The sequence below is a fragment of the Bacteroides sp. AF39-16AC genome, assembly GCF_003602735.1.
GTDB classification, from domain to species: domain Bacteria; phylum Bacteroidota; class Bacteroidia; order Bacteroidales; family Bacteroidaceae; genus Bacteroides; species Bacteroides uniformis.
In genome coordinates, this window is sequence record NZ_QTLN01000021.1 from 47,481 (window position 1) to 70,785 (window position 23,305).

General features: G+C 50.8%; 20 protein-coding genes. 14 read left to right on the top strand and 6 right to left on the bottom strand.

Annotated features, from left to right (window positions below):
- Positions 1-187: 187 nt before the first annotated feature.
- Together DW039_RS15755 and DW039_RS15760 are read left to right on the top strand one after the other, a co-directional pair.
- Positions 188-1,267 (top strand): kelch repeat-containing protein, encoded by a 1,080-nt coding sequence (locus DW039_RS15755; protein WP_005825248.1) that lies wholly within the window; start codon positions 188-190, stop codon positions 1,265-1,267.
- 25 nt (positions 1,268-1,292) lie between these two features.
- On the top strand, positions 1,293-1,625 hold the full coding sequence (locus tag DW039_RS15760; RefSeq protein ID WP_120382128.1) for a DUF4907 domain-containing protein: 333 nt from the start codon (positions 1,293-1,295) through the stop codon (positions 1,623-1,625).
- On the opposite strand, the gene DW039_RS15765 is transcribed toward DW039_RS15760, so the two are convergent.
- Positions 1,622-2,569: a hypothetical protein gene (locus tag DW039_RS15765; protein ID WP_120382133.1), complete on the bottom strand. Its 948-nt coding sequence runs from the start codon at positions 2,567-2,569 to the stop codon at positions 1,622-1,624. The two genes, DW039_RS15760 and DW039_RS15765, sit on opposite strands and share 4 nt — an antisense overlap.
- A 189-nt stretch (positions 2,570-2,758) precedes the next feature.
- On the opposite strand from DW039_RS15765, the gene lpdA reads away from it, so the two are divergent.
- Together lpdA and DW039_RS15775 are read left to right on the top strand one after the other, a co-directional pair.
- Positions 2,759-4,117, top strand: coding sequence for a dihydrolipoyl dehydrogenase (gene lpdA / locus DW039_RS15770; protein WP_119958248.1), 1,359 nt, complete (start codon positions 2,759-2,761; stop codon positions 4,115-4,117).
- A 34-nt stretch (positions 4,118-4,151) separates the two neighbouring features.
- Positions 4,152-4,574 carry a DUF2007 domain-containing protein gene (locus tag DW039_RS15775; protein WP_005825260.1) on the top strand — a complete coding sequence of 141 codons (423 nt, stop codon included), beginning with the start codon at positions 4,152-4,154 and terminating at the stop codon, positions 4,572-4,574.
- An 8-nt stretch (positions 4,575-4,582) separates the two neighbouring features.
- Here the strand turns inward: DW039_RS15775 and DW039_RS15780 are convergent, their stop codons facing one another.
- On the bottom strand, positions 4,583-5,854 hold the full coding sequence (locus DW039_RS15780) for a M1 family aminopeptidase (protein WP_061412803.1): 1,272 nt from the start codon (positions 5,852-5,854) through the stop codon (positions 4,583-4,585).
- Positions 5,855-6,031: 177 nt separating this feature from the next.
- Here DW039_RS15780 and dacB point away from each other — a divergent pair, with 177 nt between their 5' ends.
- On the top strand, positions 6,032-7,471 hold the full coding sequence (gene dacB, locus DW039_RS15785) for a D-alanyl-D-alanine carboxypeptidase/D-alanyl-D-alanine-endopeptidase (RefSeq protein ID WP_120382129.1): 1,440 nt from the start codon (positions 6,032-6,034) through the stop codon (positions 7,469-7,471).
- A 97-nt stretch (positions 7,472-7,568) separates the two neighbouring features.
- On the opposite strand, the gene DW039_RS15790 is transcribed toward dacB, so the two are convergent.
- Positions 7,569-8,480, bottom strand: a complete 912-nt coding sequence (locus DW039_RS15790) for an AraC family transcriptional regulator (RefSeq protein ID WP_022400615.1) — start codon at positions 8,478-8,480, stop codon at positions 7,569-7,571.
- 222 nt (positions 8,481-8,702) lie between these two features.
- Here DW039_RS15790 and DW039_RS15800 point away from each other — a divergent pair, with 222 nt between their 5' ends.
- From DW039_RS15800 to DW039_RS15810, 3 genes are read left to right on the top strand one after another with little or no spacing between them, the layout of a single operon-like run.
- The gene (locus DW039_RS15800) at positions 8,703-9,809 is read left to right on the top strand and encodes an efflux RND transporter periplasmic adaptor subunit (protein WP_120382134.1); all 1,107 of its coding nucleotides are present in this window, start codon (positions 8,703-8,705) and stop codon (positions 9,807-9,809) included.
- 37 nt (positions 9,810-9,846) lie between these two features.
- Positions 9,847-13,026 (top strand): efflux RND transporter permease subunit, encoded by a 3,180-nt coding sequence (locus DW039_RS15805; RefSeq protein ID WP_005825274.1) that lies wholly within the window; start codon positions 9,847-9,849, stop codon positions 13,024-13,026.
- A 29-nt stretch (positions 13,027-13,055) separates the two neighbouring features.
- The gene (locus DW039_RS15810) at positions 13,056-14,462 is read left to right on the top strand and encodes an efflux transporter outer membrane subunit (RefSeq protein WP_117704085.1); all 1,407 of its coding nucleotides are present in this window, start codon (positions 13,056-13,058) and stop codon (positions 14,460-14,462) included.
- 107 nt (positions 14,463-14,569) lie between these two features.
- Here the strand turns inward: DW039_RS15810 and DW039_RS15815 are convergent, their stop codons facing one another.
- Positions 14,570-16,066, bottom strand: a complete 1,497-nt coding sequence (locus DW039_RS15815; protein WP_120382131.1) for an acetyl-CoA hydrolase/transferase family protein — start codon at positions 16,064-16,066, stop codon at positions 14,570-14,572.
- Positions 16,067-16,139: 73 nt separating this feature from the next.
- A complete protein-coding gene (locus DW039_RS15820) occupies positions 16,140-16,520 on the bottom strand; it encodes a hypothetical protein (RefSeq protein WP_005825277.1) in 381 nt (126 codons plus the stop codon).
- Between the two features lie 394 nt (positions 16,521-16,914).
- Here DW039_RS15820 and miaB point away from each other — a divergent pair, with 394 nt between their 5' ends.
- Positions 16,915-18,288 (top strand): tRNA (N6-isopentenyl adenosine(37)-C2)-methylthiotransferase MiaB, encoded by a 1,374-nt coding sequence (gene miaB / locus DW039_RS15825; protein ID WP_120382132.1) that lies wholly within the window; start codon positions 16,915-16,917, stop codon positions 18,286-18,288.
- A 102-nt stretch (positions 18,289-18,390) separates the two neighbouring features.
- Here the strand turns inward: miaB and DW039_RS15830 are convergent, their stop codons facing one another.
- Positions 18,391-18,894, bottom strand: coding sequence for a DUF3836 domain-containing protein (locus DW039_RS15830; RefSeq protein ID WP_008662312.1), 504 nt, complete (start codon positions 18,892-18,894; stop codon positions 18,391-18,393).
- 372 nt (positions 18,895-19,266) lie between these two features.
- Between DW039_RS15830 and DW039_RS15835 the strand changes: the two genes are divergently transcribed.
- The 5 genes from DW039_RS15835 (at position 19,267) to truB (ending at position 23,218) form a co-directional block, all read left to right on the top strand.
- The gene (locus DW039_RS15835; protein ID WP_057089640.1) at positions 19,267-20,166 is read left to right on the top strand and encodes a bifunctional 2-polyprenyl-6-hydroxyphenol methylase/3-demethylubiquinol 3-O-methyltransferase UbiG; all 900 of its coding nucleotides are present in this window, start codon (positions 19,267-19,269) and stop codon (positions 20,164-20,166) included.
- Positions 20,167-20,248: 82 nt separating this feature from the next.
- Positions 20,249-21,124, top strand: a complete 876-nt coding sequence (locus DW039_RS15840) for an ABC transporter permease (RefSeq protein WP_005833998.1) — start codon at positions 20,249-20,251, stop codon at positions 21,122-21,124.
- Between the two features lie 83 nt (positions 21,125-21,207).
- Entirely contained in the window at positions 21,208-21,447 is a 240-nt protein-coding gene (locus DW039_RS15845) for a DUF3098 domain-containing protein (RefSeq protein WP_005833999.1), read from the top strand.
- Positions 21,448-21,603: 156 nt separating this feature from the next.
- Positions 21,604-22,395, top strand: a complete 792-nt coding sequence (locus DW039_RS15850) for an undecaprenyl-diphosphate phosphatase (RefSeq protein WP_005825291.1) — start codon at positions 21,604-21,606, stop codon at positions 22,393-22,395.
- Positions 22,396-22,510: 115 nt separating this feature from the next.
- Entirely contained in the window at positions 22,511-23,218 is a 708-nt protein-coding gene (gene truB, locus DW039_RS15855; RefSeq protein ID WP_005825294.1) for a tRNA pseudouridine(55) synthase TruB, read from the top strand.
- Positions 23,219-23,305: the final 87 nt, after the last annotated feature.

Consider the following 23,305-nt stretch of genomic DNA (forward strand, 5'->3'; position numbering starts at 1 on the left):
AAAATCGGCGTTCGGACGGTTTTTATCGGTAAAGGCGTTTAACGGGAATTTCGGACTGTTCGTCGGTTATTTTTGTCGGTGTGGTTGCGGTGGTTTACTTTTGCGGACAGACAAAAAGGACCTCCCGCAGCTTCTTGTTTTGGAAAGTGGGAAGTATAAAGCTTAATCATTAAAAAAACAATAAACAATGAACAGACTATTGGTAGGAATAATGTTGCTGGCCATCGTGTGCATTGCCGGCAGTTGTACGGACGAGGATGAATACACTCAGGGGCAGTGGATGAAGAAAGCCAGCTATAACGGTGTGTACCGCGCTTATGCCTCCGGCTTCACCATCGGCAATTATGGATATTTGTGTGGCGGCTTCTACGGAGCGAACAAGGATTACCTGAACGACCTTTGGGAGTATGACATGAGCCGGAACAGCTGGACGCAGTGTGCCGACATGCCCGTTGCCGGGCGCAAGGCTGCCGTGGGCTTTGCCGTGAATGGCAAGGGATACATTACGACCGGTTCCGTAAAGGACGGCTCCTCGTCCTACTGTGTAGCAGATACCTGGGAGTATGACCCTGCCACGGATACCTGGACACGGAAAGACGACTTCAAAGGCGGAGTACGCGACGGTGCCCTGGCTTTCAGTATAGGCGGATATGGCTATGTCGGTACGGGCTGCAACAGCGACGCTACCGGCAGCGAGAGTGCCTACAAGATGGACTTCTACCGTTTCAACCCCAATGGCGCCGAAGGTTCGCAATGGGAAGCGGTGAGCGGGTATGGAGGCGAGAAGCGCTACTTCGGTACGGCATTCGTCATCGATGAGGTGGCCTACATCTGTTGCGGGCGAAACAACAGTACTGACCTGGTGGATTTCTGGAAGTTCGACGGAAGCAACTGGACCCAGTTGCGTGACATTGCCGATACGGACTCCGACAATGATTATGACGATGACTACGCCATCACACGGTCCGAAGCCGTATCCTTCGTCATCGGGGGCAGAGGGTTTGTGGCTACGGGAATACGTAACAGCACTTCCCTGAGCAGCGACTACTGGCTGTACGACCCTGACAAAGACTTATGGTACGGCGATTCCGACGACGACTTTACCCCCATTACAGATGTGCATAATTATCCTTCCGGCGCTTCTTCGCGCAGGGCTGCCGTTGGTTTCTCTACCGGCGAACGTGGTTTTGTGCTGACGGGAACAAGCGGTACCAGCTACTTTGATGATGTGTACGAACTTCTGCCCGATGAGGAAGAGGAAGTCTGATTCGCCCCATAACTGAACGGAACTTATGAAGCTGATGTTTATGATGATAAAGATAGGTGTACCGGCTGTGATGGCGGTATGCCTTTCTTGCTGTTCGGGTCATACTGCCGGCGGTGGCAATGAGTTGAAATGCCGGGTGATGGAGGTGGAAGGCGGTTATGGCTATGTGGTACTGCATGGAGCCGATACCCTGATATATCAGCCTTTTATACCTGCTTTGAGCGGTCGCATGCCGTTTGCCACAAAGGCGGAAGCGCTGGCGGCCGGCCGGTTGGTATGCCGTAAGCTTGCCGATGGGCGAGCTCCGGCATTGAGCAGGGAGGAGGTGGAGTCTTGTCTGACAGACACCGGACTCTAATCTTCTAAAGAATCCTTTACTTCGTGATGTATTTCCGAGCAGTCATAAGGGTATCTCTGCATGAATTTACCCTTGAGTATCTTCTTTGTATCGCTACCGGGACGTGAAAGAGTGGCGGTGAATGTCACTTGAAGCCGTTTGTAGTAGATGGTTGAAGTGTATATGTTCCATTTCATGCCCACTATATCCATTTCAAAATGTTTATATCTCAATTCGTCTTCTTTGTAGTACTTGCCTTGGGCAAGGAAGAATAGCTGTTGTTGCCCCATCACCACCTTTCCGTCTTCTATACGGTCGGGCAGGTAGATGCTGCGTTTCTTCGGGTCTATCCAGTTGAAGACATCGTTGGAGTGGTCGTTGAGCAAGAATGCGTATTCTGTCCATTTGTTGATGAACGGATAATGGTCATGCTTTCCGGTTGTGTTGCCCATAGTTTCATCTTTATAGGTACTCTTGTCGGGTTCCGTCCCGGCTTCTTCCACCCCGTCATTATTTCCCACGCTGTATTCAATGGATTCTATCTGATAGAAATTCTCGCATGGCGCTTGCCGTATGGTGATTTGTTCTTTGTAGAAGCCCGTCTTCATCTCAAGGTTGAGGATAAGCCCGCGTTTTTCTCCGTCGAAATTATCTTCAGTCTTTAGTGTGAGCCGGGTTTCGTTCTCGCGGGTGAGGTCAAACCAGCGGAAGTGAAGGCTTCCCAAGCCTTCCAACTGTAGGGGGCGGTTGTTGTTATCTACCATTGTGATTCCGTCGAGGGTAGTGATGGAGGCAATGCGCCAGTCACTACGTGTCAGGTCTATCTGCAGGGTAGAGCCATCTCCATTCAGAGTAGTTTCCTGCATGGGTGAGAGGCGAAGGTCATCGTCGTTGCTACAAGCTGTCAAGCCGCAAAGAAAAAGAGCGAACAGAAGGATGGGTTGGAATAAGTCAGTCGTTTTCATGTTGGTTATTATTTGATTTATGTCCATTGGACGTGGCATTCTTTGTAAATGCTGCCCGACAAAGATAATTATTTCCTCTTTACGCTGTATTCTCCGAAAGAAAGAAGTGTTCTTTTTTGTCGGATAATACGGGTTTTATTAACTTGCGCACAAATTATCGCTAATCATTAACCACTAACCATTAATTCCATGAAATACCAAGTTGCCATTATCGGTGGAGGTCCTGCGGGATATACTGCTGCCGAAGCTGCCGGAAAAGTAGGATTGAGTGTCGTACTATTTGAGAAGCAGAGTCTCGGTGGAGTGTGCCTGAATGAAGGGTGTATCCCTACCAAGACCTTGTTGTATTCGGCCAAGACCTATGACGGAGCCCGCCATGCTGCAAAGTATGCGGTCAGTGTGCCCGAAGTATCGTTCGATTTGCCCAAGATTATTGCTCGCAAGCAGAAGGTAGTGCGCAAGCTGGTATTGGGAGTCAAAGGAAAGCTGACTGCCCATGGTGTGACGATTGTCAGCGGAGGGGCCACAGTGACGGACAAGAATCATGTGGAGTGCGGCGGAGAAACCTACGAATGCGATAACCTGCTGCTCTGCACCGGTTCCGAAACCTTTGTCCCTGCCATTCCCGGCATAGACAAAGTGTCCTATTGGACTCATCGTGATGCACTGGATAACAAGGAACTGCCCGCTTCGCTTGCCATCATCGGCGGCGGTGTCATCGGTATGGAGTTCGCTTCTTTCTTCAACAGCCTGGGAGTGCAGGTAACCGTCGTCGAGATGTTGGACGAGATACTGGGAGGCGGTATGGACCGAGAGCTGGCGGGTATGCTCCGTGCAGAGTACGCCAAGCGGGGAATCAAGTTCATGCTGAGTGCAAAAGTAGTGTCTGTCATGCCGGATACTGCCGAAGCTTCTTCCCTTATCCAGGTGAATTATGAAACAGCCGACGGTCCCGGTTCCGTCGTTGCCGAACGGCTTCTGATGAGTGTCGGGCGCCGTCCGGTAATGAAAGGCTTCGGATTGGAGAATCTGGGCTTGGAAAGAACGGAGCGCGGAAATGTCTTTGTCAACGGACAGATGCAGACTTCAGTTCCCGGAGTATATGCTTGCGGCGACTTGACGGGATATTCCTTGCTGGCGCATACAGCCGTCCGCGAGGCGGAAGTAGCCATACATTCCATCATTGGCAAGAAGGATGCCATGAGCTACCGTGCCATCCCCGGCGTGGTATATACTAATCCCGAAATAGCCGGTGTGGGCGAGACAGAAGAATCCCTGCAGAAGAGAGGCGTTGCCTATCGTGCTGTGAAGCTTCCGATGGCGTACAGTGGTCGCTTTGTAGCAGAGAATGAAGGAGTGAATGGCGTCTGCAAGTTACTGTTGGGCAGTGACGATACCGTATTGGGGGCACATGTCTTGGGTAATCCCGCTTCGGAAATCATCACGCTGGCAGGCATGGCTATTGAACTGAAACTTACTGCCGATGAATGGAAGAAGATTGTCTTTCCGCACCCCACGGTGGGAGAGATATTCAAGGAGGCATTGTAGAACCCATGACTATTGTTTCATATAAACATAAAAGATGAAAACCGTAAAGCTAATCACCTGCGACGATGCCTTTCAGGCACATGTTATTCAGGGTGCCTTGAAGAATGAGGGCATTGCGTCTGTTTTGCATAATGAAAACATGTCTTCCGTGATGCGCGGATATGTCCGTGATGTCACGGGAGTGGATATATTTGTCTATGAGGACGAATATGACAATGCCCTCCGTCTGCTTGAACGGAACCAGATGATTCCGGAACAGTTGAGGTACTGCCCCCATTGCGGTTCGGATGAGATTAAGTTTGTGCTGAAGAAGAGCCATCGGGTGCGTGCTGTGGTGGCTGCTGTTATTGCGGCATTGTCGGCCGCACCTCCGGGCACTGAGCATTGGGAGTATGTATGCAGGAAGTGCGGCACTCATTTTGAGAAGCCGGTGGCGAAAGGAACAGTTGAAGAATAATCAGGTGTTTATTCTTTTAACCGCTTTTCAATCCAGTCCCGGTTTTTACGTCCCAATCGGCTTTCCGCAAAATCCAGGAAAGCCGATGTGTCTGTTATATGGGCTTGGATGACACCTGCCAGAAAGTTGAAGAAAGGTTCTTCACCCACTCGGACAAGCAGGTCGGCGAGTAGTACTGACCCTTTCCTATAGAGGGCAAGATGCGCTTCGCGGTCGTTGCGGTCAATACCCCAGATAGGACGGATATGGCGTGTTTCCTTACGGTAGGCGTCGATGTAAGCGGCATAGGCTTTTTCGCCGCGGGCGTGGCGTATGTATTGCAAAGCACTGAATTCGGCAAAAGATTCGTTCAGCCAGTCGTGCCAAGATTCCACCGGAGCCTTGTTCCACCAGAAGTGGCCGATTTCGTGGGCGGTGTTCTTGAGTACATATTCATTGAATGTTCGGGAACTGAGCATAATGAAATTTTTACGGCTGTACCCTCCTGAGGTGCCGGAAGCTGAAAGCAGGAATTTCATGTAAATATCCTCATCTCCCGCAATTTTATAAAGGCGTCGGAAGAATTTCAAGGCATTGTGGCAACATTGAAGTGCCGAGTCTGCACCGGCATCCGGGAAGTCTGTATAGATAAGTTCAATGGTAGTTCCGTTATCATTGATGCGGCGGCTTTTCAGCATGGGTGAAGCCAGGATAACATTGTCGAAATTCTCCCAAGGTTGTTCCATTTCCCACATCCCTTCTTCTGTATGGGAAATAATACCTGAGCCGCTCACCGTATAACCGTCAGTGATGCCGATTCGTAAGTGCGAATAATCTGCCCGGTTACCGTTGCAGACAGGATACCATCCCGTATAGTAACCAAGTTCAATCCAATGGTCATTGAATGATTTTGCAGGGCCCTGCACTTCCTGCATGTAGAGTGTGTAACGGGTATTTATGCGGCAGCGGTCATCGGCTCCTGCCGGCCGGTAGAGGGTCAAGGTCCGTCCGTCGGGAATGAATTGGGCAGGTGCCGGGGCAAGCGTATCGAAACGGTAGGTTATCTCCCGGCTGCTGTGGCGTAGTGTGTCGATACGGGCATGGCGCCATAGTACCAACGAGATTGAGTCACTGTCCTGGAAATCGACTTCAAACGAACCGCCAACTTCGACTTGTCGGTTCGGTACATCAATCTGTACGGTTAAGTCATAACTGACAATGCGCGGAGATTCTTGTGCCCGAAGCATGGGGGAGAAAAGGAGGCATATTGTAAAGCTGGCAATTGTAAGTTGTAGTTTCATGGTACATCAATTTTAGAGTGATAGTAACTGGGAGATTTTGCCTATGCAATCTATGCAAAAGTAGTATTTTTAAAGGAATATTAAGATGGATGGCTGGATATAATTTATGAAAAGACTACCTGGTTATTGTTCATTTGTAAGATTGTCGTACTTTTGCCTTTAAAGATAAATATATTTATGAAAAGGATATTGTTGCTGTTAATTTTATCCGTCTGCCTGCTCCCATTGTGGTCCCAAGAGACGGTAACTCCGGTGAAGCCGCTCTCTGCGCGGATTGATGCGTTGATAGAACACAAACTTCCCGCAGGCTCTAATGTGGCCATTTCGGTCTATGACCTGACTGCCGGCAAGCCCTTGTACGGCTATCAGGCGGACAAGCTTTCCCGTCCCGCTTCCACTATGAAGCTGCTGACCACCATTACCGCCCTTTCCCGTCCCGAAGCCGACGAGCCGTTCCGTACGGAAGTGTGGTATCAGGGAACCATTGAGCGCGATACCTTGCAGGGGAATATGTATGTGATAGGCGGTTACGACCCGGAGTTTGATGAAGAGGCATTGGATTCCCTGGTGGCTGCCGTGGCCCGTTTCCCCTTCTCTGTCATCAAAGGCAAGGTGTATGGAGATGTCTCCATGAAAGACTCCTTGTACTGGGGCAGCGGCTGGTTGTGGGATGATACTCCCTATTCCTTCCAGCCCTACCTCTCACCGCTGATGCTGAATAAAGGAGTGGTGAAGGTTACCGCCACACCCGGCGAACGGGGCGACAGCGCACGCCTTGAATGCACTCCCGCCTCTTCCTATTATACACTGACGAACAAGACCCAAAGCCGTACCCCTTCTGCCGGACGTTTCCGTGTGTCGCGCGACTGGCTGGTGAACGGGAACAACATCACCGTGACGGGCAACGTCGATGCCCGCCGTGCAGGTACGGTCAATATATTTTCTTCGCAGGACTTCTTCATGCATACCTTTATGGAACGGTTGCAGGCACGAGGCATCCGGTGCATTCCGGCGGTAGATGCGGAAGTCTCTTACCTCTTCGGCGAGTTCAGGCAAGACAGCCTCTCCGTACGGATGGCTTCCTACGAAACTTCCGTGCAGGATGTGGTGAAACAGATAATGAAGGAGAGCGATAATCTCAATGCCGAAGCCATGCTCTGCCGGTTGGGTGTGCAGAGCAGCGGAAAGAAGCGTGTCTCTGCCGAGGACGGGCTTTCTGCCATCCGCATGCTGATAAAAGAGATGGGATATAACCCCGATAGGTATAATCTGGCAGATGGTTGCGGCCTTTCCAATTACAACTACATTTCACCGGAACTCTTGGTTTCTTTCCTGCGATATGCCTACTCGCGTACGGATGTTTTCCAGAAATTTTATAAGGCTTTGCCCATTGGCGGCGTGGACGGTACACTGGAGTTCCGCATGAAGAAAGGCACCCTTTCCCACAGAAATGTACATGCCAAGACGGGTTCCTTTACCGCCATCAACTGCCTGGCCGGCTACCTTAAAGCCCGCAACGGACACGAGATAGCCTTTGCCATCATGAACCAGAATGCACTGTCGGGCAGGGAAGCACGCGCTTTCCAGGATGCGGTGTGTGATGAAGTGATACGTTGAGGTTTAGCCATCGTAAAGTTGACCTTTAGCGTCGTAAAGTTAAGGTTTAGCTTCCTAATGCAGACCTTTACGGAGTGAGCCCCAAGAGTAGGGGAAATCATTCCTCTTTCGTATTGCGGTAGCGTGCCGGAGACATACCCAGATAAGACTTCACATACTTCCCGAAGAAAGACTGGTTGGGGAAATTAAATTCTTCTGCAATCTCCTTGATGGACTTGTCCGAATGCTTTAGCCGGTACTTGATGTGTTCAATGGCATTCTCGTTTATCAAGTCCAGCGGTGTACGTCCGCATGCCTGCTTGATGACCTTCGAAAAGTGTTTGGGACTATAGCAGAGTGCATCGGCATAATATCCTACAGAACGGTGTATGCCGTTGTCTTTGGACAACATCTCTATAAACTTACGCAGGATATAGTCGGACTGTTTGATGCTTTCTTTTGTATCGACTGTCATTTCTGAAGGGTTCACTTCTTTGTTGAGGTGTCCCAACATCTCACAGAAAATGGCAGAAAACAAGTATTGCATCACTTCCCTGTGATAGTGATGAGGCTCGTCGTTTATCTTTGCCATAAGCAGTTCTCGGTAGAATTTGAAGATTTCCTTGTCCCCTTCCTCCCCGACAGACTTTATGGGATTGTTGTGGATATGCATAACGGTATTCCATGTATCCTTCTCCATCTTGACCACGCGTTGTAGGAACTGTGTGGAGAATGCGGCAAGCCTTATCTTGTGCTTTGGGCTTACCATCGCGTGGCTGATAATGGTATTGGGAAGGCCGAGCAGTAAGTCGCCTGCTTCCAGTTGGTAGGTTTTGTAGTTGACGTCCAACTGGATGCAGCCTTCTAGACAGATAGCGATAAGGAAGCATCCCAATCTTATTGTATCTTCATTGTAGGGGCTTCCCTCCAGACTGTTGATTATGACAAAGTCATTGTCTACATAGTCAAGGACATGTTCGCTGTTTTTAAAGTCCGCGATTTCTACGATTTTTATGTTCCCTTTCTCCATATTCTTCCTTTTTCGTTTTGCAAAGTTGGTGAATAATGGGAAATATGGGATGTTCCATTATGCGGCTTTCTTGTTCTATATATCATTTATAGACAATTCATTATCCTTAAAAAAGATGAATGTCGAAAAAGGAACATCTTTGGAGTGTAATTGGTCATTATGGCGTTGTTCCTTTCTCCTACTTTTGCCACCAGTTTTAACAAAAAGACAATGAGAAAAAGTATGATTACATTGAACAGGAAATGGAGACGGCTGATAGGGATTGTCGGTTGTACAATGTGTTTGGCATCTTGCAAGCAGGCATCGGATGCTTCCGGAATGAAACCTTCTTATGCTACCATGAAAGTGGAGGCGACGGACAAAGAGCTTTCCACTTCGTACTCAGCAACGATACGCGGACGGCAGGACATAGATATTTATCCGCAAGTGTCGGGTACCATCGAGAAGTTGTGTGTGACCGAGGGGCAGAAGGTGCGCCGGGGACAACTGCTTTTCATCATCGACCAGGTTCCCTACAAGGCTGCACTCAAAACGGCCGTTGCCAATGTGGAAGCGGCACGTGCCGTACTGGCTACTGCCGAACTGACTTATAACAGCAACAAGGAACTGTATGCGCAGAAAGTGGTTTCGGAATTCAGCCTGAAGACTGCCGAAAACAGCTACCTTACCGCCAAGGCGCAACTCTCGCAGGCCGAGGCCCAGGAGATAAGCGCACGCAACAACCTCTCCTATACGGAAGTGAAGAGTCCCAGCGACGGGGTGGTGGGGGCATTGCCCTACCGTGCAGGGGCATTGGTCAGCCCCAGCTTGCCGCAACCGCTGACAACGGTCAGTGACAACAGCGACATGTACGTTTACTTTTCCATGACCGAGAACCAGTTGCTTGCCCTGACCCGCCAATACGGAAGCATGGACGAGGCATTGAAGAACATGCCTCAAGCGGAACTGAGACTGAACGACAATTCCGTCTATGACAAGAAAGGAACCATCGAGTCCATCAGTGGCGTCATTGACCGTCAGACGGGTACGGTAGTGGCACGTGTGGTATTTCCCAATGAATCGCGCCTGCTCCACAGTGGGGCGTCGGGCACGGTGGTGGTGCCTACCACTTATAAGAACTGTATTGTGATTCCGCAAGAGGCCACCGTGCAGTTGCAGGACAAGACAGTGGTATATAAGGTAGTGGATGGCAAGGCCGTTTCTGCCTTGATTACCGTGGCCGGAATAAATGACGGACGCGAATACGTAGTGCTGGACGGACTGGAAGTCGGCGACGAGATTGTTTCCACAGGTGCCGGACTGCTGCGCGAAGGAACGCAAGTGAAATGATGATTGCTATTTTATCAACTATCAATGACCAATTAAGATGAAAGGAAACATATTTATAAAACGGCCGGTGATGGCTATCTCCATCTCCGTACTGATTCTGGTGATAGGGCTCATTTCGCTCTTTACGCTGCCGGTGGAACAATATCCTGACATTGCACCTCCTACGGTATATGTCAGTGCCAACTACACCGGTGCCGATGCCGAAGCCGTGCTGAACAGTGTCATCATGCCGTTGGAGGAGAGCATCAACGGTGTGGAGAACATGATGTACATCAGCTCTACCGCCACCAATGCCGGTTCTGCCACCATACAAGTCTATTTCAAGCAGGGCACGGACCCCGACATGGCTGCGGTGAACGTACAGAACCGCGTATCCAAGGCGCAGGGACTGCTGCCCGCCGAAGTGACGAAAATCGGTGTGACTACCCAGAAGCGGCAGACCAGCTTCCTGCAAATCGGCGCTTTGGTGAGCACCGACGGGCGCTACGACCAGACGTTCCTTGCCAATTACCTCGACATCAACGTGATTCCGCAAATCAAACGTATCGAAGGTGTGGGTGACGTAATGGAGCTGGGTGATACCTACAGTATGCGCATCTGGCTGAAACCGGAACGGATGGCGCAGTATGGACTGGTTCCTTCGGATGTGACCGCCGTATTGGGCGAGCAGAACATCGAAGCGCCTACCGGTTCGCTGGGCGAGAATTCAAAGAACGTGTTCCAGTTTACGATGAAGTATCGCGGACGTCTGAAGAGTGTGGAGGAATTCCAGAACACGGTGGTACGCTCGCAGAGTGACGGTTCCGTGCTCCGTCTGAAGGACGTGGCGGATGTGGAGCTGGGTACGCTGACCTATAGTTTCCGCAGTGAGATGGACAGCAAGCCGGCGGTACTTTTCATGATGTTCCAGACGGCAGGCTCCAACGCAACCGCCGTCAACAAGCAGATTACCGCACAGATAGACGAGATGAGGAAGAGCCTGCCCGAAGGGACGGAATTTGTGACGATGATGAGTTCCAACGACTTCCTCTTCGCTTCCATACACAATGTGGTGGAGACACTGGTCATTGCCATTATACTGGTAATTCTGGTGGTGTATTTCTTCCTGCAGGACTTCAAGAGTACGCTTATACCCTCCATTTCCATTATCGTGTCGCTGGTCGGCACGTTTGCCTGCCTGGTGGCTGCGGGGTTCAGTCTCAATATCCTGACGCTGTTTGCGTTGGTGCTTGCCATCGGTACGGTGGTGGACGATGCCATCGTGGTGGTGGAGGCGGTGCAGTCCAAGTTCGATGCCGGATACAAGTCCCCTTACCTTGCCACGAAGGATGCGATGGGCGATGTGACGATGGCCATCATCTCTTGTACCTGCGTGTTCATGGCGGTATTTATCCCCGTGACGTTTATGGGCGGTACTTCGGGCGTGTTCTATACGCAGTTCGGTGTCACGATGGCAACGGCGGTGGGCATCTCCATGATTTCGGCATTGACGCTTTGTCCCGCCTTGTGTGCCATCATGATGCGTCCGTCGGACGGTACGAAGAGTGCGAAGAGCATCAACGGACGGGTGCGTGCGGCATACAATGCCTCGTTCAACGCCGTGCTGGGCAAATATAAGAAAGGTGTGATGTTCTTCATCCACCACCGCTGGATGGTGTGGACTTCATTGGCGGCTACCGTCGTATTGCTGGTTTACCTGATGAGTACCACCAAGACGGGGCTTGTGCCGCAGGAGGACCAGGGTGTCATCATGGTGAACGTCAGCACGTCTCCGGGAAGCACGCTGGAAGAAACCACGAAGGTGATGAACAAGCTGGAGGACATCCTGAAAAACACTCCCGAGATAGAACACTATTCCAAGGTGGCAGGATACGGATTGATGTCCGGTCAGGGCACTTCCTACGGTACCATCATCATCCGTCTGAAGGACTGGGGCGAGCGGAAGGGGAGCGAACACACGTCCGACGCTGTGGTGGCCCGTCTCAATGCACAGTTCTACGGTGTGAAGGAGGCACAGATATTCAGCTTCCAGCCGGGTATGATTCCGGGCTATGGTATGGGTAACTCCCTGGAGCTGAACCTACAGGACAGAACGGGTGGTGACATGGCTACGTTCTACGAGGCAGTGATACAGTTTCTGGGTGCGTTGAACCAGCGTCCCGAAGTGGCTATGGCGTATACCTCTTATGCCATGAATTTCCCGCAGGTATCGGTAGATGTGGATGCTGCCAAGTGCAAGCGTGCGGGTATCTCGCCGGGTGCGGTGCTCGACGCATTGGGCAGCTATTGCGGCGGTGCCTATATTTCCAACTACAATCAGTTTGGCAAGGTGTACCGCGTCATGATGCAGGCATCGCCCGAATATCGTCTGGACGAACAAGCACTGGGTAATATGTTTGTGCGCAACGGTACGGAGATGGCTCCGGTCAGCCAGTTCGTGACGTTGAACAAGGTGCTCGGTCCGGAGACGGCAAACCGTTTCAATCTGTACAGCGCTATCGCCGCTAATGTGAATCCGGCGGAAGGATATTCGTCCGGTGAAGTGCAGAAAGTGATTGCGGAAGTGGCAGAACAGACATTGCCGCTGGGCTACGGTTACGAGTACGGAGGTATGGCACGTGAGGAAGCCAATACTGGTGGTGCGCAGACTGTCTTTATTTATGCCATCTGTATCTTCCTTATCTATCTCATCCTGGCATGTCTTTATGAGAGTTTCCTGATACCGTTTGCGGTCATCTTCTCCGTACCGTTCGGGCTGATGGGTTCATTCCTCTTTGCCAAGGTTCTGGGATTGGAGAACAACATCTATTTGCAGACGGGTGTGATTATGCTGATTGGCTTGCTCGCCAAGACGGCCATCCTGATTACGGAGTATGCCATCGAGCGGCGCCGCAAGGGAATGGGCATTGTGGAATCAGCTTATTCGGCCGCCCAGGTCCGTTTGCGTCCTATCCTGATGACGGTGCTGACGATGATATTCGGTATGCTTCCGCTGATGTTCTCGAGTGGTGCGGGCGCCAACGGTAACTCTTCGCTGGGTACGGGCGTAGTAGGCGGCATGCTCATCGGAACGCTAGCGCTGCTTTTCGTCGTTCCGGTGTTCTACATCATCTTCGAGTACTTACAGGAGAAGGTTCGTCCGCCAATGGAGGAAGAAGCCGATATGCAGGTATTGCTTGAAAAGCAGAAGAGTGAGGCAGAACGGGCGAAAGATTGAGGAAAATAAAATAAAAACAGATTGGAACAATGAAGAAACATATCATCCTATTGTCCGCCGCCGGTTTGCTGTTCAGCAGTTGCGGCGTGTACACCAAATACAAACCCGCTACCGAGGTCCCCGACGGCCTCTATGGGGAAGAAATGGCAGCTTTTACGGAGAGCCTCGCCGGTTCTCCGGCTGCCACCGAAGACAGCCTGGACCTTGGCCTGGGCGGCATGGACTGGCACGAGCTTTTCACCGACCCACATCTGCAGGCACTCATCGGACAAGGGTTGCAGAACAATACCGACTACCAGTCGGCACAGCTCCGCGTGGAGGAAGCCGAAGCTACCCTGCTGTCCGCAAAGCTTGCCTTCCTGCCCTCCTTTGCCCTTGCGCCGCAGGGCACGGTGAGCAGCTTTGACAGCCGCAAGGCCACACAGACCTATTCGCTGCCCGTCACTGCCAGTTGGGAGCTGGATATTTTCGGCCGCATGCGCAATGCCAAGAAACAGTCGAAGGCGCTCTATGCGCAGAGCCGGGACTATCGCCAAGCGGTGCGCACCCAGCTCATTGCCGGGATAGCCAATACCTACTATACCCTGTTGATGCTGGACGAACAACTTGCCATCTCCAGGCAGACGGAAGAGACTTGGAAGGAAACCGTTGCTTCTACCCGTGCGCTGATGAATGCGGGCATGGCTGATGAGTCGGCAGTTTCGCAGATGGAGGCTGCCTACTATCAGGTGCAGGCTTCCGTGCTCGATTTGGAAGAGCAGATAAACCAAGTGGAGAACAGCCTTGCTTTGTTGCTGGCAGAGACACCCCGCCGTTATGAACGCGGTGTGCTGGCCGAGCAGCAGTTCCCCGCAGACTTTTCCATAGGGATTCCTGTCCGGATGCTTTCCTGCCGTCCCGATGTCCGTTCGGCCGAGCGGACACTGGAAGCGGCGTTCTACGGAACCAATGCGGCGCGTTCCGCTTTCTATCCTTCCATCACGTTGGGCGGAAGTGCGGGCTGGACCAACTCCGCCGGTTCGATGATTGTGAATCCCGGCAAGTTCGTGGCTTCGGCGGTAGGTTCGCTGACGCAGCCGCTCTTTGCCCGCGGGCAGGTCATTGCGCAGTACCGCATAGCCCGTGCCCAACAGGAGGAGGCTTCCCTTGCCTTCCAGCAGACATTGCTGAATGCAGGCAGCGAGGTAAACGACGCCTTGACTGCCTGGCAGACAAGCCGTTCCAAAAGCGAACTGCTGGACAAGCAGGTAGCTTCCTTGCAGACGGCTGCCCGCAGCACTTCCCTGCTGATGGAACATGGCAACACCACCTATCTGGAAGTGCTTACCGCCCGGCAAAACTTGCTCAGTGCGCAACTGTCGCAGACGGCCAACCAATTCTCTGAAATACAAAGCCTGATTAACCTCTACAAGGCGTTAGGAGGAGGTCAGGAATAGAGTGTCATCATACTACTCTCTCTGCATCTTCACTTTATATGTGAAGAAAGGGCTGTCCGGGAAGTGATTCCGGGGCAGCCCTCTTTGTTGGGTGATGTATGAATGTCTTATTTATACTGTGCCCAGTCTACATTCTTCATGTCTCCACTTTTGGCCAGCTCAGCGTGCATAGCCAGTGAGGCACGCAGGGCATGGGGAGTCTGTGACTTGCCGTCGGCCAGTTTCAGGTAATCCCACAGTATGTTCTTGTAGTCCGGATGGACACAGTTTTCGATGATGGCTTGTGCACGTTCTTTCGGACTCTTGCCGCGGAGGTCGGCCACACCTTGTTCGGTGATGATGATGTTGACGTCATGCTCCGTGTGGTCCATGTGCGAAACCATCGGTACGATAGCCGAGATTTTACCTTCCTTGGCAACGGACGGACAAGTGAAGATGGAGATATAGGCATTGCGGGTGAAGTCACCGCTTCCGCCGATGCCGTTCATCATCTTGGTTCCGCCGATGTGCGTGGAGTTCACGTTGCCGTAGATGTCGGCTTCGATGGCGGTGTTGATGGAGATAACACCGAGTCGGCGCACCACTTCCGGGCTGTTGGAGATTTCCGACGGACGGAGCACCAGCTTGTCGCGGAAGAAGTCCATATCCTGGTAGATGCCTTCCAGACAATCGTTCGTTACGGTCAGTGAGCAGGCGCTGCCGAATTTCACGCGGCCTTCGCGGATAAGTCCGATAACGGAGTTCTGGATGACTTCTGTGTACATTTCAAACGGCGGGATGGTCTTGTCACGTCCCAAAGCACCCAATACGGCATTGGCAATGTTGCCCACACCGGATTGCAGCGGCAGGAAGGTAGGCGGAATGATTCCGCGTTTCATGTCGGCGGCAAGGAAGTCGGCCACGTTCTGTCCGATTTTGTCGGTCAGCGGGTCGGCGGCGGCAAACGAACGTGCCTCGTCCGGCCAGTTGGTCTCCACTACGCCGACAATCTTTTTCGGGTCTACCTGGATGTAGGGCAGGCCGATACGGTCACTCGGTTTGTAGATGGGGATTTCGCGGCGGTAAGGAGGGTCGAGGGGTTCGTAGACGTCGTGCAGGCCCATGGCGTTCTTGCTGTGGGCGGCATTCAGTTCCACGATAATCTGGTCGGCCAGGCGGCAGACAGTCGGAGCGATACCGCCGGCTGCCGTCAGGTAGATTTTGCCGTCGGGAGTAACCTCGCATGCCTCGATGATGGCAACATTCACTTTTCCCATGAAACCGTAACGGACTTCCTGAGCCATCTGTGAAAGGTGGATGTCGTTGTAGGCTATTTCACCGTTGTTCACGGCTTTGCGGAAATCGGCGTTGGTGGTGTAAGGAGCACGGTAGCGGATAGCTTTGGCGCGTGAAAGGATACCGTCGCAGGAATCTCCGGTAGAAGCACCGGTGAAGATACCTATCTGGAACGGGTTTCCTTTTGCATGTTCTGCTTCCGCGATTTTTGCTAATTCAGCCGTAACGGCTTTGGCTGTTCCTGCGGGGGTAAATCCGCTCAAGCCGATGTTGTAGCCATGTTTGATGAGGCTCGCAGCTTCTGCTGCCGAAATGTAATTGAGTGCCATAATATAAATAGTTATTTTTTCGTGTAAAGATTCTGAAGGGGCTCGTAATTGGTTCTGCAATTATCGACTGTCTTTAATATTTCCGTTGAAGTATTTCTGACCAGATGATGGCTTTCCTCGCTTCTTCTGCCGAGTGGATGCCGTATTCGGACGTTACTTCATCGGATTCCTGCGGACGGGATGCCGGGGAGGGAGGGGAAGCCTTTATGGAAGTGTGCTTGGATTTGGCAGACGGTTTGGATACCGGCTTGGGCTTTTCTGCCGGCTTGGGGCCTTCGGGAATAAAGCCTCCGTAAGTATCTCCGCCCCAGTATTCGGGCAGTGGGTTGTCAACGTCGGGCATAGGTATGTCGGGACTCTTGTCAGCATTTTTATTTGCTTCTTTCTTAAACTGCTTGACGAGTCCGATTACTATGACAGCCGCAACTAACAGAAACTTGAAGACATCTTCCATATTCTTTTTGATTTTCCACCCAAAGATAGTGCAATTATCTCTTATCTTTGCTTTTGGGCAAAGTTAATTATTTAATCTGATTACAGCCAAGGAATTGGTAATAAAAAAGGGCAGCTTCACAGCTCCCCTTAATTTTTTTAACCTAAACCTTAACTATGAAAAAATCTAATGTTTCTTTCATTCCACAAATTTGTGAATTAATTTGCTCTATGCCAAATTAACACTCGGAAAATGTTTGCTCTCTTAACATAAATTAGCTGATAAGGCGCAGATTGACAACTTGTAATGGCATTTTTCTTTCATTTCATCCGTTTATTGGGAGGGAAGAAGTATCTTTGCGCTCCGAATGACAGATACCAACTTATGATATAAACTGATTTTAAACGAACTGATTATGGAAAAAGTAACGGGAGCAGACTTTAAATCTGCAACTGCTGATGACAACAAGAAGTTGTTTATCGAGACTTACGGCTGCCAGATGAATGTGGCCGACAGTGAAGTGATTGCATCCGTCATGCAGATGGCGGGATATTCGGTGGCCGACACCCTGGAGGAAGCCGATGCAGTGTTTATGAACACCTGCTCCATCCGCGACAATGCGGAGCAGAAGATTCTGAACCGTCTGGAGTTCTTCCACTCGCTCAAGAAGAAGAAACGCGGCCTGATAGTGGGTGTGCTGGGCTGTATGGCAGAGCGTGTGAAGGACGACTTAATCACCAACCATCATGTGGACCTGGTGGTGGGGCCGGATGCCTACCTTACTCTGCCCGAACTGATTGCCTCGGTAGAGGCCGGTGAGAAAACAATGAACGTGGAGCTCTCCACCACAGAGACCTATCGGGATGTCATCCCCTCGCGCATTTGCGGAAACCACATCTCCGGCTTCGTCTCCATCATGCGTGGGTGCAATAATTTCTGTACTTACTGCATCGTTCCCTACACCCGTGGCCGTGAGCGTAGCCGTGATGTGGAAAGCATCCTCAATGAAGTGGCCGACCTCGTGGCAAAGGGTTATAAGGAAGTCACCCTGCTGGGACAGAACGTCAATTCCTACCGCTTCGAGAAGCCGGACGGAGAGACGATTACTTTCCCAATGCTGCTGCGCACCGTGGCAGAGGCAGCGCCGGGCGTACGTATCCGTTTCACTACCTCGCACCCTAAAGACATGAGCGACGAAACTCTCCAGGTCATTGCCGACATGCCCAACGTATGTAAGCACATCCACCTGCCGGTACAGAGTGGGAGCAGCCGCATCCTGAAGCTGATGAACCGCAAGTACGACCGCGAGTGGTATATGGACCGCGTGGCAGCCATCCGCCGCATCATCCCCGATTGTGGCTTATCTACGGATATATTCTCCGGTTTCCATAGTGAGACGGAGGAGGACCACCAGCTTTCCCTCTCGCTGATGGAGGAGTGCGGATACGATTCCGCCTTCATGTTCAAGTACAGCGAACGCCCCGGTACGCATGCTTCCAAGTACCTGCCGGACGATGTGCCCGAGGAGGTGAAGATTCGCCGTCTGAATGAAATCATCGCCTTGCAAAACCGTCTCTCTGCCGAGGCGAATGCCCGTTGCGTGGGCAAGACGTACGAGGTGCTGGTGGAAGGTGTTTCCAAACGCAGCCGCGACCAGTTGTTCGGCCGTACGGAACAGAACCGTGTGGTGGTGTTTGACCGTGGCACGCACCGTGTGGGCGATTTTGTGATGGTGAAGGTTACCGAATCCAGTTCGGCTACGCTGAAAGGAGAAGAGGTAGCCGGCTGACGGGATAGAAAAGTCTCGATGACATCAGTATGATGACACCGGTATATAGAATAAAAGCACGAGCCTCACGGCCCGTGCTTTTCATATTATAAACTTTAAATTTTATTCTGCCATGGCCAGAATATTCGCTACGTAGTCAGTCCTGTTGTAGCTTACCAGGGTCAATTCGGACTTTGGCGCGTCCTGATTGTAGAGTTTGTAAGCTACCGGCATGTTTTCATCGTTCAATTCATACACACTTTTCTTCATGTCTTTGTCATAAGCCTTGTGAGACTCGTTCCAACGTGCGTAGGACATGGTGATTTCATCATTGCCATATTGGTATGTCATCTTAAAGTAAGGTGTCCATTCGTCTTTTGCACCGTCCCACTTGGAGGCTTCCTTGCAGGTCAGGCGTTTCTGGTCGTCATAAGAGTATTCATAACGGATATGCCGGTAAAGTTGTGCACCGTCTTGCTTAAAGATGGTCTTGGCAACTACTAATTCGTTTTTCACTTCTTCATTGGTGATGAAGTTGTTTTCCTGAGCTTTCACTTCTGTATTCATAACGCTTACGATAGTCATTGCTACGAATGCGACTGCCTTGAATAAATTTGTAGTTTTCATAATCTTTATTTTTAATTGTTGTTACTTACTCTGTTTCTTTTAGACGTTGTTCCCGATTAAAAAGTTGCATTCCAACTAATCTTTTTCTCAAACGCCTTCGCCTAATTATAGTCAATTCCCATGCCAAAGATTTAAGTTGTTGATAATCAATGAATAGATGCTTTCGAAAACTGTTCATTATCGGACAGTTGTCCGCTTAATATCGAACAGTTGGTCATTCGTTCCGCCAGCTGGCCGGAGCAAGCGTTTGTTTTCTTAAATCTCCTTAATGGAAACCCTATAAATCACTTTTTATTTGTTATTTTGCACCAAATTTAGGTATGGTGTGGTCTGTTTCATTCGGGCTGCACTTCCTTATTGGCAGAACGTTCGATGAATAAACTCACTATAAAAGCTTGTCCGTTATGTGGTGGAACGCATTTGGAGCGTGCCCTGACATGTGTAGACCATTATGCCTCGGGCGAAATGTTCCACTTGTGCCGCTGCCGGGATTGCGGTTTCCTTTTCACACAAGACTTTCCCGTGGAGGCTGAAATCGGTCGTTACTACGAAACTCCTGATTACATTTCACATACCGATACCCGCAAGGGGGCGATGAACTCCGTGTACCATTGGGTGCGCAACTATATGCTGGGACGCAAGGCACGCCTTGTGTTCCGTGAAGCACACCGCAAGGAGGGCCGCCTGCTGGATTTGGGTACGGGGACCGGTTACTTTGCCGATGCCATGCAGCGTCGCGGCTGGCAGGTGGAAGCTGTGGAAAAGAGTGCGCAGGCGCGTGCCTTTGCCAAAGAACACTTCAATCTGGATGTGAAACCCCATACGGCATTGAAAGATTTTGCACCGGGCAGTTTCGACGTCATCACCCTATGGCATGTCATGGAACATCTGGAACCCCTTAACGAAACGTGGGAAACCCTGCACTCCCTGCTGACTGAAAAGGGGGTGCTGATTGTAGCTGTGCCCAACTGCTCTTCCTTCGATGCAAAGAAATACGGGGCTTACTGGGCTGCCTACGATGTGCCCCGCCATTTGTGGCACTTCACACCGGGCACCATCCAGCAATTCGGTTCCAAGCATGGCTTCATCATGGCAGAGCGGCATCCCATGCCGTTCGATGCCTTCTACGTCTCCATGCTGACAGAAAAGCACATGAGGCACTCGTGTACTTTCCTGCGGGGAATGGTGACCGGTACACTGGCCTGGTTCAGCGCGTTGGTGAAGAAGGAACGCAGCAGTTCCATGATTTACGTGTTCAGGAAGAAAGGGTGAGAAAAGGGATTAGGGATTAATGATTAATAGCGACTGATTTACATAACTTGTAGCTTGTAACTCGTAACTTATAATTGATATAATGAAAGGAAAGAATAACTCGGTATCCTATTTTGACATGCAGTTCATTACGTCCAGCATCAGTACGACGCTGGTGTTACTGCTGTTGGGGCTGGTTGTATTCTTTGTGCTCGCGGCTCATAATCTTTCCGTGTACGTCAAGGAGAACATCAGTTTCTCCGTGCTTGTCAGTGACGACATGAAGGAGAGCGACATCCTGAAGCTTCAGAAGAGGCTGGACAAGGAGGCTTTTGTGAAGCAGACGGAATACATTTCCAAGAAGCAGGCACTCCGCGAGCAGACTGAGGCGATGGGTACGGACCCGCAAGAGTTCCTCGGCTACAATCCTTTCACTGCCTCCATCGAAATCAAGCTGCATTCCGACTATGCCAATTCGGACAGCATCGCCAAAATAGAGAAACTGATTAAAAAGAATACCAATATCCAGGAAGTGCTCTATCAGAAAGACTTGATAGATGCCGTGAACGATAATATAAGGAATATCAGCTTGATGCTGCTGGGGCTGGCTGTGATACTGACGTTTATCTCCTTTGCGCTGATAAACAACACCATCCGTCTGGCTATATATTCCAAGCGTTTCCTTATCCACACCATGAAGCTGGTGGGAGCAAGCTGGGCATTCATCCGTCGTCCGTTTCTGCGGCGCAATTTCTGGATAGGTGTGCTGGCCGCTTTCATAGCCGACAGCATTCTGTGGGGAGCCGCCTATTGGCTGGTGTCCTACGAACCGGAGTTGGTCAAGGTGATTACGCCCGAGGTGATGGTGCTGGTGTCGGGTGCCGTGCTGGTGTTCGGTGTACTTATTACGTGGCTGTGCGCTTTGCTTTCCATCAACAAATATCTGAGGATGAAGGCAAGCACACTGTATTATATTTAACGCCTTGAAGTGCATAGAGAGAAAGTACTGTTATCGCAGCCTCCAAATAGTAAATTGTAAATAGTAAAATAGTAAATGTATAGATGAGTAAAGAGAAATTCGCTTTTGATAAGACCAATTTTATCCTGCTTGGCATCGGAATGGCGGTGGTTATCATTGGTTTTCTTCTGATGACCGGCCCCGTGTCTACCCCGACGACCTTTGAGCCGGACATTTTTAGTGTGAGGCGCATCAAGGTGGCTCCGGTAGTTTGCCTGCTGGGGTTTGTGTTCATGATATATGCCGTGCTGCGCAAGCCTAAAAGCTGTCGTGCAGAGGAGTAAACTTTCAGACGTGGATTACACAGATGACGCAGATTGGAATATTAGAAATCCGTGTCATCTGCGTTATCTGCGTCTGAAAAATAATCAGAAAGAAAGTAGTAACAGAGCTTCCGGACAGCCCCTCCGGCAACTCAAGAACTTAAAAACTTAAACAAATTGGAATGGTTTGAAGCGCTTATCCTTGGGCTTATTCAAGGACTGACCGAATATCTGCCGGTGAGCAGTAGCGGACACCTCGCCATAGGTTCGGCATTGTTCGGTATTGAGGGAGAGGAGAATCTTGCTTTTACGATAGTGGTACATGTGGCTACGGTGTTCAGTACGCTGGTGATACTCTGGAAAGAGATTGACTGGATTTTCAAGGGACTGTTCAAGTGGCAGATGAACGAGGAGACACGTTACGTCATCAATATACTGGTATCCATGATACCTATCGGCATTGTGGGGGTATTTTTCAAGGACGAAGTAGAGGCCATTTTCGGTTCGGGACTGGTCGTTGTGGGCTGCTGCCTGCTGCTGACAGCTCTGCTGCTGTCTTTCTCCTATTATTATAAGCCGAAGCAGAAGGAGAACATCAGCATGAAGGATGCCTTTATCATCGGTCTGGCACAAGCATGCGCGGTGCTTCCGGGGCTTTCCCGTTCGGGCAGTACCATTGCAACCGGTCTGTTGCTGGGCGACAACAAGGCGAAGCTGGCACAGTTCTCTTTCCTGATGGTGATGCCTCCCATCCTGGGCGAGGCACTGCTGGATGGAATGAAGATGATGAAAGGTGAGGCGGTTGCAGGGGATATTCCGACGCTTTCGCTGGTGGTAGGTTTCCTGGCTGCTTTTGTTTCGGGCTGCCTGGCCTGCAAGTGGATGATAAATATTGTGAAGAAGGGCAAGCTGATTTATTTTGCCATCTATTGCGCGATAGCCGGTGTCATAACGCTCATATTAAGCTAAAGTCCCCTCCTTGTGTGGGGGAAAGACTGATTACTCCGGAAATCAATAAGAGAAAAATATTAAGTTGTACCATTTTATCCCCCTCCCTACCGGGGAGGGGTTAGGGGAGAGGCCAATGAATTTTAAAGAAGGAGAAGTCCTCTATTTCAATAAACCGCTGGGATGGACATCGTTCAAGGTTGTGGGACATGCGCGTTACCACATCTGCCGGCGGATAAAGGAGAAGAAGTTGAAAGTAGGCCATGCCGGTACCCTCGACCCGCTTGCTACGGGGGTGATGATAGTCTGTACGGGCAAGGCCACGAAACGGATTGAGGAATTCCAGTATCACACGAAGGAGTACGTTGCCACCATCCGGTTGGGTGCCACCACTCCCTCTTACGACCTGGAACATGAGATAGATGCCACCTATCCCACGGAGCACATCACCCGCGGACTGGTGGAGGAGACGCTGAAGAAGTTCATCGGCGAGATACAGCAAGTGCCTCCCGCCTTCTCGGCATGTATGGTGAACGGGAAACGTGCCTACGACCTTGCCCGCAAGGGAGAGGAGGTAGAGCTGAAACCCAAGTTGCTCGTCATCGACGAGATAGAGCTGCTGGACGACGGGCTGGATATTGCCGAACCGTGGATAAAGGTACGCGTAGTATGCAGCAAAGGAACCTATATCCGCGCCCTGGCACGTGACATCGGCGAAGCCCTGCAGAGCGGCGCTCACCTCACCGCCCTGGAGCGTACCCGCGTAGGCGACGTCCGGCTGGCAGACTGCCTCAATCCCCTCGATTTTAAAGAGTGGATAGAGGCGCAGGAGATAGATATTTAGTTATAAGTTATGAGTTATTTGCTATGAAGTGTAGTATACTGCCGGATAACTCATACCCTCTTATGACTAAAACAGACTGATATAAAT

Coding starts and splice junctions, on each gene's coding strand:
- DW039_RS15755 (WP_005825248.1), top strand. CDS start 188: ATGAACAGACTATTGGTAGGAATAATGTTGCTGGCCATCGTGTGCATT.
- DW039_RS15760 (WP_120382128.1), top strand. CDS start 1,293: ATGAAGCTGATGTTTATGATGATAAAGATAGGTGTACCGGCTGTGATG.
- DW039_RS15765 (WP_120382133.1), bottom strand. CDS start 2,569: ATGAAAACGACTGACTTATTCCAACCCATCCTTCTGTTCGCTCTTTTT.
- lpdA (WP_119958248.1), top strand. CDS start 2,759: ATGAAATACCAAGTTGCCATTATCGGTGGAGGTCCTGCGGGATATACT.
- DW039_RS15775 (WP_005825260.1), top strand. CDS start 4,152: ATGAAAACCGTAAAGCTAATCACCTGCGACGATGCCTTTCAGGCACAT.
- DW039_RS15780 (WP_061412803.1), bottom strand. CDS start 5,854: ATGAAACTACAACTTACAATTGCCAGCTTTACAATATGCCTCCTTTTC.
- dacB (WP_120382129.1), top strand. CDS start 6,032: ATGAAAAGGATATTGTTGCTGTTAATTTTATCCGTCTGCCTGCTCCCA.
- DW039_RS15790 (WP_022400615.1), bottom strand. CDS start 8,480: ATGGAGAAAGGGAACATAAAAATCGTAGAAATCGCGGACTTTAAAAAC.
- DW039_RS15800 (WP_120382134.1), top strand. CDS start 8,703: ATGATTACATTGAACAGGAAATGGAGACGGCTGATAGGGATTGTCGGT.
- DW039_RS15805 (WP_005825274.1), top strand. CDS start 9,847: ATGAAAGGAAACATATTTATAAAACGGCCGGTGATGGCTATCTCCATC.
- DW039_RS15810 (WP_117704085.1), top strand. CDS start 13,056: ATGAAGAAACATATCATCCTATTGTCCGCCGCCGGTTTGCTGTTCAGC.
- DW039_RS15815 (WP_120382131.1), bottom strand. CDS start 16,066: ATGGCACTCAATTACATTTCGGCAGCAGAAGCTGCGAGCCTCATCAAA.
- DW039_RS15820 (WP_005825277.1), bottom strand. CDS start 16,520: ATGGAAGATGTCTTCAAGTTTCTGTTAGTTGCGGCTGTCATAGTAATC.
- miaB (WP_120382132.1), top strand. CDS start 16,915: ATGGAAAAAGTAACGGGAGCAGACTTTAAATCTGCAACTGCTGATGAC.
- DW039_RS15830 (WP_008662312.1), bottom strand. CDS start 18,894: ATGAAAACTACAAATTTATTCAAGGCAGTCGCATTCGTAGCAATGACT.
- DW039_RS15835 (WP_057089640.1), top strand. CDS start 19,267: ATGAATAAACTCACTATAAAAGCTTGTCCGTTATGTGGTGGAACGCAT.
- DW039_RS15840 (WP_005833998.1), top strand. CDS start 20,249: ATGAAAGGAAAGAATAACTCGGTATCCTATTTTGACATGCAGTTCATT.
- DW039_RS15845 (WP_005833999.1), top strand. CDS start 21,208: ATGAGTAAAGAGAAATTCGCTTTTGATAAGACCAATTTTATCCTGCTT.
- truB (WP_005825294.1), top strand. CDS start 22,511: ATGAATTTTAAAGAAGGAGAAGTCCTCTATTTCAATAAACCGCTGGGA.